Origin of the sequence: Buchnera aphidicola (Cinara kochiana kochiana) (assembly GCF_900698905.1) — a bacterium.
In the GTDB taxonomy this organism is placed as follows: Bacteria; Pseudomonadota; Gammaproteobacteria; order Enterobacterales; family Enterobacteriaceae; genus Buchnera_F; species Buchnera_F aphidicola_W.
Genome location: NZ_LR217707.1, coordinates 333,662 through 346,275, shown reverse-complemented (window position 1 = coordinate 346,275; position 12,614 = coordinate 333,662). Strand labels below are relative to the sequence as shown.

Annotated in this window: 9 protein-coding genes and 1 tRNA gene; 5 read left to right on the top strand and 5 right to left on the bottom strand. The window is 19.3% G+C overall.

Annotation, left to right across the window (positions count from 1 at the left end):
• The first annotated feature begins 63 nt into the window (after positions 1-63).
• The 4 genes from cyoB to BUCIKOCA2762_RS01485 are packed head-to-tail and all read left to right on the top strand — an operon-like array spanning position 64 to position 3,951.
• Positions 64-2,055, top strand: a complete 1,992-nt coding sequence (cyoB, locus tag BUCIKOCA2762_RS01500; protein ID WP_154028746.1) for a cytochrome o ubiquinol oxidase subunit I — start codon at positions 64-66, stop codon at positions 2,053-2,055.
• Positions 2,056-2,082: 27 nt separating this feature from the next.
• Positions 2,083-2,667 carry a cytochrome c oxidase subunit 3 gene (locus BUCIKOCA2762_RS01495; RefSeq protein WP_154028744.1) on the top strand — a complete coding sequence of 195 codons (585 nt, stop codon included), beginning with the start codon at positions 2,083-2,085 and terminating at the stop codon, positions 2,665-2,667.
• Positions 2,668-2,704: 37 nt separating this feature from the next.
• Entirely contained in the window at positions 2,705-3,028 is a 324-nt protein-coding gene (locus BUCIKOCA2762_RS01490; protein ID WP_154028742.1) for a cytochrome o ubiquinol oxidase subunit IV, read from the top strand.
• Positions 3,001-3,951, top strand: coding sequence for a protoheme IX farnesyltransferase (locus BUCIKOCA2762_RS01485; RefSeq protein ID WP_154028740.1), 951 nt, complete (start codon positions 3,001-3,003; stop codon positions 3,949-3,951). The genes BUCIKOCA2762_RS01490 and BUCIKOCA2762_RS01485 overlap by 28 nt, the downstream gene beginning before the upstream one ends.
• On the opposite strand, the gene BUCIKOCA2762_RS01480 is transcribed toward BUCIKOCA2762_RS01485, so the two are convergent.
• Positions 3,932-4,198 (bottom strand): TusE/DsrC/DsvC family sulfur relay protein, encoded by a 267-nt coding sequence (locus BUCIKOCA2762_RS01480; RefSeq protein ID WP_154028738.1) that lies wholly within the window; start codon positions 4,196-4,198, stop codon positions 3,932-3,934. The two genes, BUCIKOCA2762_RS01485 and BUCIKOCA2762_RS01480, sit on opposite strands and share 20 nt — an antisense overlap.
• Before the next feature lie 174 nt (positions 4,199-4,372).
• Entirely contained in the window at positions 4,373-4,798 is a 426-nt protein-coding gene (nusB, locus tag BUCIKOCA2762_RS01475; protein WP_154028736.1) for a transcription antitermination factor NusB, read from the bottom strand.
• A gap of 241 nt (positions 4,799-5,039) precedes the next feature.
• On the opposite strand from nusB, the gene BUCIKOCA2762_RS01470 reads away from it, so the two are divergent.
• A tRNA-Met gene (locus BUCIKOCA2762_RS01470) sits at positions 5,040-5,116 on the top strand.
• 16 nt (positions 5,117-5,132) lie between these two features.
• Here BUCIKOCA2762_RS01470 and recD read toward each other — a convergent pair.
• Genes recD through BUCIKOCA2762_RS01455 form a run of 3 tightly spaced genes read right to left on the bottom strand, consistent with a single transcriptional unit; the run spans position 5,133 to position 12,442 of the window.
• The gene (recD, locus tag BUCIKOCA2762_RS01465; RefSeq protein ID WP_172598360.1) at positions 5,133-6,980 is read right to left on the bottom strand and encodes an exodeoxyribonuclease V subunit alpha; all 1,848 of its coding nucleotides are present in this window, start codon (positions 6,978-6,980) and stop codon (positions 5,133-5,135) included.
• Complete coding sequence (gene recB, locus BUCIKOCA2762_RS01460) at positions 6,970-10,515, bottom strand: exodeoxyribonuclease V subunit beta (RefSeq protein ID WP_154028732.1); 3,546 nt, start codon at positions 10,513-10,515, stop codon at positions 6,970-6,972. Before recB ends, recD begins: the two co-directional genes overlap by 11 nt.
• A gap of 43 nt (positions 10,516-10,558) precedes the next feature.
• On the bottom strand, positions 10,559-12,442 hold the full coding sequence (locus tag BUCIKOCA2762_RS01455; protein WP_172598359.1) for an exodeoxyribonuclease V subunit gamma: 1,884 nt from the start codon (positions 12,440-12,442) through the stop codon (positions 10,559-10,561).
• Between the last annotated feature and the right edge of the window lie 172 nt (positions 12,443-12,614).

The window sequence follows — 12,614 nt, the reverse complement described above, 5'->3', positions numbered from 1 at the left end:
TTATTTATATAAATAAAAATTAACTATTTTATTTTATATTTTATTTATTAAAGGCAAATAATAATGTTTGGAAAATTAACTCTTAATGCGGTACCGTTTCATGAACCAATTATTATGATCACATATATTGTGATTTTATTATTTTCATTAACAATTTTTTTATATATAACATATATAAAAAAATGGAATTATTTATGGAGTAATTGGTTTACCTCTGTTGATCATAAAAAAATTGCTATTATGTATTTTATATTATCGTTTATTATGTTTTTTAGAGGATTTTCTGATGCTATAATCATGAGATTACAGCAGTTTTTTTCATCTTTACCAGGTCATATAAATATTTTACCAGCCAATCATTACGATCAAGTATTTACTGCTCATGGTGTAATTATGATTTTTTTTGTAGCTATGCCTTTGGTGATTGGTTTAATGAATTTTGTTGTTCCTTTACAAATTGGAGCAAGAGATTTGGCGTTTCCATTTTTGAACAATCTCAGTTTTTGGTTGACGGCCAGTGCAGTTTTTTTAATGATGCTATCTTTGGGGATTGGTGAATTCGCTAAAACAGGTTGGTTAGGATATCCACCATTATCAGGAATTAAATATAGTCCTGGAGTTGGTGTAGATTACTGGATTTGGATTTTACAAATTTCAGGATTAGGTACAATTTTAACTGCTATTAATTTCATAGTAACCATCATTAATTTTCGTGCTCCAGGTATGACAATGTTTAAAATGCCTGTTTTTACTTGGACAGCTTTATGTACTAATATTTTAATTTTAATATCTTTTCCTGTTTTATTTATTACATTAATATTTCTATCTTTGGACAGGTATGCGGGTTTTCATTTTTTTACCAATGATATGGGTGGAAATATGATGCTATATATCAATTTAATTTGGATATGGGGGCATCCTGAAGTTTATATTTTAATATTACCAATATTTGGTATTTTTTCAGAAATAGTATCCACATTTTCTAGAAAATCATTATTTGGATACATATCTTTGATATGGGCTACTGTTGTTATTACAATATTGTCTTTTTTAGTTTGGTTACATCATTTTTTTACAATGGGCTCTGGAGCAGATGTAAATTCTTTTTTTAGTATTACTACAATGATAATTGCGGTTCCTACTGGTGTAAAAATATTTAATTGGCTATTTACAATGTACCAAGGTCGTATTGTTTTTCATTCATCTATGTTATGGACTATTGGATTTTTACTGAGTTTTACATTGGGTGGTATGGCAGGTGTATTGTTATCTATACCTTCAATAGATTTTGTTTTTCATAATAGTTTATTTTTAGTTGCTCATTTTCATAATGTAATTATAGGGGGCGTTGTTTTTGGTTGTTTTGCTGGTATAACTTACTGGTTTCCTAAAATTTTTGGATTTAAATTGAATGAATATTGGGGTAAAGTTTCATTTTTATTATGGATTACTGGTTTTTTTGTGGCTTTTATTCCTCTATATATATTAGGATGTATGGGTATGACTCGTAGATTAAGTCAGAATATTGATTCTGAATACCATAATCTTTTAACTATAGCAACTATAGGTATTTTTATAATTGTTTTAGGTATTATTTCTCAAGTAATTCAATTATTTATATCTATTAAAAACAGAAATTCTAACGAGTATAGAGATTGTAGTGGAGATCCCTGGAATGGAAGAACGTTAGAGTGGTCTACATCATCTCCGCCACCTGTATATAATTTTGCTACTATACCGTTAGTAAAGAAAATAGATAATTTTTGGTATGAAAAAACTAAAAAAAGTATTGATATAAATAAAAATATTTTTGAGCGCATTCATATGCCAAATAATACATCTATAGGAATATTTATTAGCATACTGACTACAATATTTGGTTTTTCCATGATATGGCATATTTGGTGGTTAGTTTTTTTATCATTAATTGGAATTTTATTTATTTTTTTATTTAAATTTTTTACTATAAATGACGGACATATTATTTCAAAAAAAATGATCTATAAGATAGAGCAGCAACGTGATTCTAGAAATAAACAAAATTATGAAAAATAAAATATGAATATTATATAAGGATATTATATGAACGAAAAAAAAAAAAGTATTTCATATTCTTCGTTAGAAAATAAAAATATTTTCGGTATTTGGGTTTATTTAATGAGTGATTGCATTGTTTTTTCGGTATTATTTATTGTACATATTATTATGTCACGACATGGATATAATAATTTTTTAAGAGATAATCATTTATTTTCATGGTTTATAATTTTTTCAGAAACATTAATTTTATTGTTTAGTGCTTTATCATGTAGTTTGGTTAAATATTTTCTGCATATGAATTCTAAAAAATATACTTTAATGTTTTTATTTTTTACATTATGTTTGGGAAGTATTTTTGTATATTTAGAATTTTTTGAGTGTTTGCAAATGTTTAATAAAGGTTTTTATCCTATTTCTAGCGGTTATCTATCTTCTTTTTTTGTATTATTAGGAATACACGGATTACATATTATTTTTGGATTATTATGGATATTAATATTAATGATTCAAATTCTAGTTTTTAACTTGAAAAGTTTTGTTAATACGTCAATTGTTTGTTTTTGTTTATTTTGGCATTTTATAGATATAATATGGATTATATTGATAGCGTGTGTATATTTTAAATAGTAAATTAAATTATTTTAATATTAATGGAGTGTTGATAATGCTAATAATAAAAAAAAATATTTTTATTGATACCATTATGATGTTTATGAGAAAAAAATTTTTTATTGGTTTTTGTTTTTCTGTTTTTTTTATTTTTTTATATTTTTTTATGAAAATAAATTATTTGATTTTTTTTAGTAATTATAAATGGATATTTTGGTTTTTATTGACTATGCATATTGTTATTTATTTTAAATATTTTATAGAAATTTCATTTTCTAAAAAAAATTTTTTTATTATATCATCACTAATATTTATTGGTATAATTATTAGCATTATTACTATAGGATCTTTATGGATTTTCGATCACTTAAATCATTAATATTAAAATTTTTTTTTATTTTTAACAAAAATAATTTAATGAGTATATTAGAGTTAATAAAACCGGGAATTGTTTTGGGGAATTTAATTAGTTTATTTGGAGGATTTTTTTTAGCATCTCGTAGTAATTTAGTGGTATTTTTATTAATAAAAGTTATATTTGGTATTTTTTTAGTAATTTCTGCATCTTGTATTTTAAACAACATTATTGATAGAAATATAGATAAGAAAATGAATCGAACTAAAAATAGAATTTTATGTACCAATATTGATTATAAAATAATAAATATTCTATTTGTGTTAGCATTTTTTTTTATTTCATTAGGTTTTTTTATTTTTTATCAATATATAAATTTTATATCCATGATTATTGCTATGATAGGAGTATTTTTTTATGTATTTATTTATTCTCTTTTTTTAAAAAAAAAATCATGTTATTCAACATTAATAGGTAGTATTTCAGGTTCTGTACCGCCTATTATTGGTTATGTTACAATAAATAATAAATTAAATGGATGTTGTTTAATTTTATTTTTTATATTTATATTTTGGCAAATAGCACATGCTTATTCGATAATTATTTATCGAAATAAAGATTATAATATGGCAAATATACCAACTATTGTTACTGTATATAGTTTTAGATATACAAAAATTTGTATATCTATTTGTATTATGAATATGTTTTTTTGTAATTTATTGTTATATTATTTTTGTTATGTACATTTTTTTTATTTTTTTTGTACAAGTTTCTTCATTTTTTTATGGTTTGTATTCTCTATCGTAGGGAATATGTTTTTTTATTCTTGTAAAAAATGGTCTAGAACTATGTTTTTTATATCTATTTTTGTTATTTTTTTAGTTAGTTTAATGTTATCATTAAATTTTTTAATAACTACATTTTTTAAAAGCAATTATTATTAATAGGAATTCCAGATATTTGACTAGCATTTTTCATAAATCCATTTGGAAAAAGTATAAATAAATCTTGACTTGTTAAATATATGTTTTTTTTTTTCATATATTTGAGTAATATTCTGGTAGATGGTGCAAGATTATATTTTTTATAAAAATTTCTCATACAAAAGATGATTTTCCAATGTATTTTATTTAATTTAATTTTAAGTTTTTTAGCAATATCTTTTGCAAACTGTGTATTCCAATTATTCATTTTATTTTATATAGTATATAGTAAATATTAATTTTTTTAATTTTTTAGAATTTATATGAAATATATTTATATTAATTTTTTGTATAAATTATAGTTATTGTGTTGATAATTTCGATTAAGATGATATATATTATTATTAATTTAATTTTATGAGATTATTTGAATATTATTGAATTATGTTTTGTTAATATTTTTTTTTCTACAAATAATTTTATCTAATACACCGTTTATAAATGTATGACTTTTTTGTGACCCAAATATTTTTGCTAATTCTATACCTTCATTTATAATTACTTTATATGGAATATCTAAACGTTGTGTAATTTCATGAGAGGATAATCGTAATATGGCTTGTTCAATTGGATCGATTCTTTTATTTTTATTGGATATATGAGGATAAATAATTTTATCTAAAAAATAAACATTTTTGATTACTCCTGTAACAATTTCATGAAAATATTTTTTATCTAGTAAATATTTTTTATTTTGTTGCATTACATAGTCTTTAATATCTGATATTATAATATTTTTCGATATTTGCCAAGCATATATTGCTTGTATTGCTAATTCTCGTGCTTTTCTTCTTTTTATAGGAATCATAGTATTATACCTATTATTTTTTATATTGTTGACAATTTAATAAATATTTTCAAGCATTAATTATTAGTAATAACGATTACTAATTGATATTTAATCACTATTCTATAGTAGAGTAAATTAATTTCATATCAATATTTTAATTTTATATATTTTTATATTAATGAGTAGTTGATATAAACAAATTATTTTTTTATAAAATAGTTGTTTATAATGAATATTGTGTTATAATATTAAAATTGATAGCGGGGTGGAGCAGTCAGGTAGCTCGTCGGGCTCATAACCCGAAGGTCGTTGGTTCAAATCCAATTCCCGCAACCATAATATAAAAATATTTTTATATTAATTTTATTGCTTTAATTAAACCTGAATATGTAATATTTTTATTTTTTAACATAAAATTTATAATTTTTTTGTTTGCGTATATAGTAATTTTTTTTTTTGCTCTAGTAACTGCAGTATATAATAATTCTCTAGATAATAGAGAAGAAAAATAATTAGGAATAATGATATTAACAGAAGAATATTCTGATCCTTGTGACTTATGTATAGTAATAGCCCAAGCAGATTCGTAATGTAATATTATTTGTGGATCAATTATTTTAATTGTTTTATCCGGTAGTACAAAAAATACTTTAAATTTATTTTTAATAAACAAACAAATCCCAATGTCTCCATTCATTACTTGTAATGTAATATTATTTTTTTTGATTAAAATTGGTTTACCGTGATAAAATGATTCTTTTTTTTTATTTATAATGTTTTTTTTAAATTTTATTTTTTGATTTTGAATAAACCATTTATCTATAATCTTATTTATTTCCTTAGTTCCAAAAATTCCTTTATTTACTGCACATAAGATTTGATATTTATTAAATTTTTTAATTATTTTTTTCGGATTATAATTATTTTGAACAAATTTATTATATTTATAAGAATATTTTTTTATTTTTTTTAATAAATACAAATAATTTTTTTGTGTTTGTAATGATTTCCATTTTATATCTGTGTATTTTTTTTGATAAAATATAGATATATCATTAAAATAATAATTTTCTAGATTATCTGTTAAATAATTTATTCCTGAATTTTTTTTAAATCTATATTTTTTTTTTAAAATAGCAATATATTTATAAACTATTTTATCTTTTTTTTTATTATATTTATTTTTTTTTATTACTGTATGTGATTTTTTGTATGTATTATGACATATATTTTTTAATACAGATCCAATTTCTATTGATGGTAATTGATTAATATCACCTACAAAAATGATCTTAGTTTTTTTATATATATTATCTATAATTATATTCATAAGATTTAAATCTAACATAGAACATTCATCTATAATAAGAATATCTAAATTTTTATATATTTTTTTATTTTGTAAATTACATTGATTTGTTTCTTTTTTTATTTTAAATAAATTATGTAGCGTTATTCCTTTTTTAGGAAATGATAACGTATTTTTTTTATTTATATTTTCCTTATATAAAATATAATATACGGATTGAGTCAGTTTTGTTGCTGCTTTACCGGTAGGAGCAGATAATTGAATATTTATTTTTTTTTTAGTACTCTTTATTAAAATTAAAATAAAATATGCTAATATACTAGTTTTTCCTGTTCCCGGACCTCCAATTATAAAAAATATATGATTTAATAAAGCATTTTGTATAGTTGTTTTTTGGATATTATCAATTTTTTTAAAACAATATTTTTTAATTAATTTTTTATATTTATTCAAATTATTAAGATTATTTTTTAATTTTTGGTGACGAATAAACTCAATGATTTTATTTTCGATATACCAATATTTATATATATATATTAATTTTTTTTCTAATACTAAAGGGGTTTTTTGTGTTCCATTACTACATAAAATATCGTTAATTACGGTATTAAACCAGTCATTTTTGTTAGCATTAGAGATTAATTGGAATAGTTTATAAAAAATTTTATTTTTTTTTATTAAATAATTGTTATTTTTGAATTCATGGATTGGCATACAGCTATGCCCGTAGTATGCTAAATAACTGAGAAATAATAGTACAAATAATACTTCTGGTGCAGTATTTGAAAAATTTTTGTTAAAACAAAAGTAAAAATCTATACATGAAATTATATTTTTTAATTTTGCATCGTGTATTATTTTAAAAAATTTTTTTTTGTTTTTAGGTGTCATAAAATTTTCCATTTAATAAATTATCTAAATGATATATTAATAAGTACGATGGTTTTATAAAAAAAATGCCATTATTATTTTTTTTATTAAGCGCTCTGATAAATAAATAAAATACTCCTCCAAAATGTAAATTATAATTATAATTTTTTATTTTTTTTGAGAGATAACGATGTATGGCCAAGCTATATATTTGATATTGTATATCATATCTATGTTTTATTATTTCTATTTGAAGATTATTGATATTATAATCATCATAATTAGATCCTAACCAATTAGATTTATAATCAATAATGTAATATTTATTTTCCCATATGAAAATCAAGTCAATAATTCCTGTTAGTACACCTGAAATATTTTCTAAATTAATATTTTTACATTTTTGGGATAATGAATCAAAATTTTTTATAATTATGTTTAATTGATTAATATCAATATATTTTTTAATTGGAATAGTAAATTTTACTTCTTTTAGATGTTCATTTTTTTTTATTTTGTTTAAAGATAAATTTTTATTATCTATTGATTTAGTTAGTATATTGCATATCCATATAAATAACTTATTTATCCATACCTTAGATAATGATAAGAAGTTTAATTTATTGATTATTTTTTTTATATTATTAATTTTGTTAAATTCTATTTTTTTTAAAATATCATGTAAATATATTCCGTATTCTTTTCCTGATGGAAAATTATGTATGTTAAGTTTAGATGATTTATTTTTTTTATTTTGTAATAATAGTTTATTTTCTTTTATTTTTTCTTGAATATAATTTTTTTTATAAATAATATTATATGAGATAATTTTAGAAAAACTAATTTTAGTCCATGGATTTATAATTTTTTTTAATAGTTTTGGTTGTAATATCTTTTTTGTTTTTATACTTTGTATTTTAAAATATTTTTTATTTTTGTTTTTTATATGTTTTATATTAAAAATTTTATTATTTTGTAGAGAATATAATTCTTTTTTTAAATCACATAAACTATATTTTTTTCCTTTCTGTATTAAAAAACCCAGACTACTTTTATGGCAATCGGTATCAATATTATTATTAATGTTGATAGTTTTTTTTTTTTGAATTGCGGCAATACCAATATTACAATGGATAATACTTCTTGTTAAAGCTACATACAATAAGCGTAGATCTTCTGATAATAATTCTTGTTTATGTATAAATAAGTTTTTTTTATTATTTTTTAAATCAATTATTTTTTTTAATTTTTTTTTACAGAAAAATATATTATTTTTTGGTATTTTGAAATTACTAAAAAAAGGAATCCATGTTATTGGATATTCTAATCCTTTTGCTTTATATATAGTAACTATGTTTATAGTTTTTTCTTCTTTTTCAGATATATCAATAATTTTATTATGTTCAATATTATTTTGTAATATTTTTTTTTTAAACCATACAGTTAATAAAAATTTATTTGTAATAATTTGATTTTTTTTTTCTAATATTTCACATATTTTAGTAATTTTTTTTATATTGATTTTATTTTTTTGCGAATATGTATTATTTACCTGAATACTAAAGTCAGTTATTATTTTGTAGATCATATTTGTTATATTAGTAGTGTTCCATATAACATAATAATTTTTTAATTTTAAAAATAAAGATGTATATATTTTTTCTTGATTATTGATTAACTGAATATCAAAAATATTTTTTTTAAATATTCTTGTAACTAATAATTTTTGAAATTTTAATGTATTAGATAAATCAATTATTGAATCAAGAATCCACATAATTTCTTTTGCTTCTACAGTATGAAAAATGTTATTCTTATGAGACGTATAAATAGATTGAAGTCCATTTTTTTTAAGTTCTTTTTTAATAATTTGAGCTTCGTATTTATTTTTTACTAAAATAGTTATATCGTTATGTGTTATATGGCGTATTTTATTGTTATTAAGTTTAATAAAACATGATTTATTAGATTTTTTTGATAACCAGGTATATATTGAATAAGCACATTTTTTTGCAATCCAGCAATAATATTCATCAGTAGTCATGACTTTTTTATGTTGAAAAACAAAATTAAATGCTGGTTGTTTAATATTATCAATAATAAAACATGTTTTTTTGTTTTTTTGATGTATTGTGGAAGGTTGAAAGTCAATTTTATTAAATACAAATGGATTTTTTATTCGAGAAAATAAAGTATTAATTCCAGCTACAATATATTTAGAAGAACGAAAATTTTTCTTTAAAATAAAATGTTTTTTTATTTTTTTTTTAAATTTTAAATATGAAAATATATTAGATCCTCGAAAACTATATATTGATTGTTTTGGATCTCCAAACAAAATCAATGATTTATTAGGTATGTTATTATATAATGTATAAAATATATTAAATTGAATATCATCGATATCTTGGCATTCATCAATTATTGATATGGTGTATTTATTAATAATATTTTTTTTTATTATTGAATTTTTAGATTTAATTTCTTTCCACAAAATTTTATTTAAATCATTAAACTCTAATCTATTTGTTTCTTTTTTTTTATTTTGAACAATTTTTGTAATTTTTTTTACAGCCGTATAGACGAAATATTCAAAGAATAAGTTATAGTTTTTAAAAATTTTTTCAATATTTTTAAAAAAAATATACTTTTTGTCATTTTTAAATAATTTAATATTTTTTATATTACTAAATTTAAAATATTTTAATATTCCGGGAACGGAATAATTATTTTTAATTTTCTGAGACCATTGATTTATTTGTAAAAACCATTTTGCTAGATTTTTTTTGTTATATATTTTTTTGTTTAAATTCATTTTAAAAATTAAATTTTTGATTTTTTTTTTTTTTTCATTCCATATTTTTTTTGTTACATTAATGATCTCTATAATATTATTGAATATAATGCATAAATTTGTTTTTTTATTAAACTTATGTTTAAAACTTATATTTAATTGATTAATCCATGTATTTATATGGTTAAATAATTTATATGGATTTGGCCATTTTTTTAGAATAAGTTTTGTTACATTTTTATTTACATCACATACATATTTTCTCCAAAAATCTTTTGTAGATTCTAATTGTAATTTTTGTATATTTAATAATATTTTATCAGGTATCATTTGTTTGCATAAAAATTTTTGTTCATTTAAAATATGAAAAAAAAAACCATGTAGTGTATATATCATAATTAAATTTATATTTTTTTTTGCTGTTTTTAATAACTGAATAGTTTTTTTAAAATCTTTTACATCATTAATAATTTTTTTTAATTCATGTATTTCGTTTTTTTTATTTATACACATGTCATATAATTGACAAATTTTTTTATATAATCTATTTTTTAATTCATTTTTTGATGCTTCAGTAAATGTAACAATTAATATTTCAGAAATTAATAATGGTCGAGAATATGTTTTTTTGATACCAATATTTAATATTAATCGTAAATATAAAATAATAATAGTAAATGTTTTTCCTGTTCCTGCAGACGCTTCTATTAACGTAATACCATAGTCTGGTATTTTTTTTAAATCTAAATTTATATATTTCATATTATTTTGTATTGATAGATTTATTGATATAATTATAAACACATTATTTAAAATGATATTTTTTAAGATTAGAGTGTTTTAAAATTGGTAACAACCAATAAATACAAGTATTACATATTTTATTCATTTTTATAATATCCATACACGGAATTATCTTATTTACATAAATATTTTTTTTTTCACCGATATAAAAAAAATCACCGTTCCATGTTTTCAAAAAATTTTTTTTAGCAATTAAATGACTTTTGCTGTCTTTCTTAAGTGTATTTATTTTTTTTAAAAATATTGATTGTAACCAAATAATTCCAGATTTTAATATTAAAATAGGTTTTTTAATTCCATCTAAATATCCTTGAATATATTGTTTTAAATATTTTTTGGCTTGTTTTTCTTTAATAGGATCAAATTCTATAATAGAGTTATTTATTCCTAATAATGTACTTTTTTTATAATGTTTTAATGTACAAAAAATTATGTGTTCTATCCATGTTGATATTATTTTTTTATAGTTAATTTTATTAGCAGACCAGCGAATTAAACCAGATTTATTGATTTCTTTAATTTTTCCTAATAATAAATATTTGTTTATCTTTAATTTTATATTCATTTTTTTTGAATAGTTTTTGGTTTTATTGATTTTATTAGCTAATTTTTGTATTTTTTTTTCTTCTATTTTCCATAAAATTTTTCCTAAATATCCGTGAGGTACTTTATTTTGTAATTGAAATTTTTTAAACAATAAATTAGTTTTTTTTTTTAAAATTTTATATTTTAATATTTTTTTATTAATGAAATATTTATCTGTAGGATGTATAGTAAATAATTCATTTTCACTTATTTTTTTTATATTATCATTAATATAATGCATGTGTAATTTTTTTTTAAAAAAATAATTAATAGGATTTTTCCAAAAACTTATTAATTTTTTTATTGATATATTTTTTTTAATAATTATTTGATTTTTTTTATATTTATTTTTTTTGCTTTTTGAAAATTTTTCTGTATTTTCATATAGTAAATATGAATTATATAATTCATCATTATATTTAAAATGAATATTGTTGATAATACTGATATTTTTTTTAAATGTTTGATTAGATTTAATATAAAAATTTTTTTTTATATAATTAATTATATCTACAATATATTGTGATGCATAATTAGTTTGATTTTCTATTTTTGTATTTATATAACTACAAAAAAAATATTTTTGAGACGACATAATTGTTTCAAAAAGAATATTTGGTTTACTTTGAGATATATTTGTATCTATTATATTTAATATATTTGTTTTTTCTATTTTTGGAATGTTTCCTTGCATACATCCTAATACGCAAATCATTTTAAATGGAATTATTCTAATATTATTTAATTTTGCAATATTTATGCTACCTGACATAAAAGTATCTTCATTAAATAAAGAGAAATTATATCTGAGAAATTTTTTAACTATAATAGAAATAGATATTTTTTTTGTATATTGCGTAATAACTCCGTTAGATATAATTTTTTTCCATATTTTTTCTAGCATGAAAAAAAATTTTTTATATTTTATTGGTATATTAAAGAAATCATTAATTATTTGCGAAATAATATTTAACCAATTTTTTAATAATTTTTTATTTAATATTTTGTTTCTAAATTTATTTAAAGTTATTATTAAGTTAATAAAATTACCTAATAATAAGTTACCTTTTTTATGAGATACGCTATATATAGAAATATTGTTCCATACGGAATATGTTTTGTTTAGCCAATACCCAGAAGTAATTCGATCAATTGCATAATTCCATGAATATGTGTGAAGATTAGGAATAGACATTTTTTTAAATTGATGTTTATCAAATCCAAATTGAATTTTTAAATCAGATATAAATTTATAAATAATTTTAATATCACTAGATTTTATAAAAAATTTTTGTCTCAAAAATTTTGTGTTTAAAAGAGATAAAATCCATGAATATTGAAAACAATTATCCTTAACTTTAAATAAATTTTTTATAGTTAAAATAATATTTTTTTTAAGTGTATTTTTTTTATTAGAGTTATAAATGATACGGTTATTTTTTAGTAAGGGATCAAATACTCTATTAATGTAT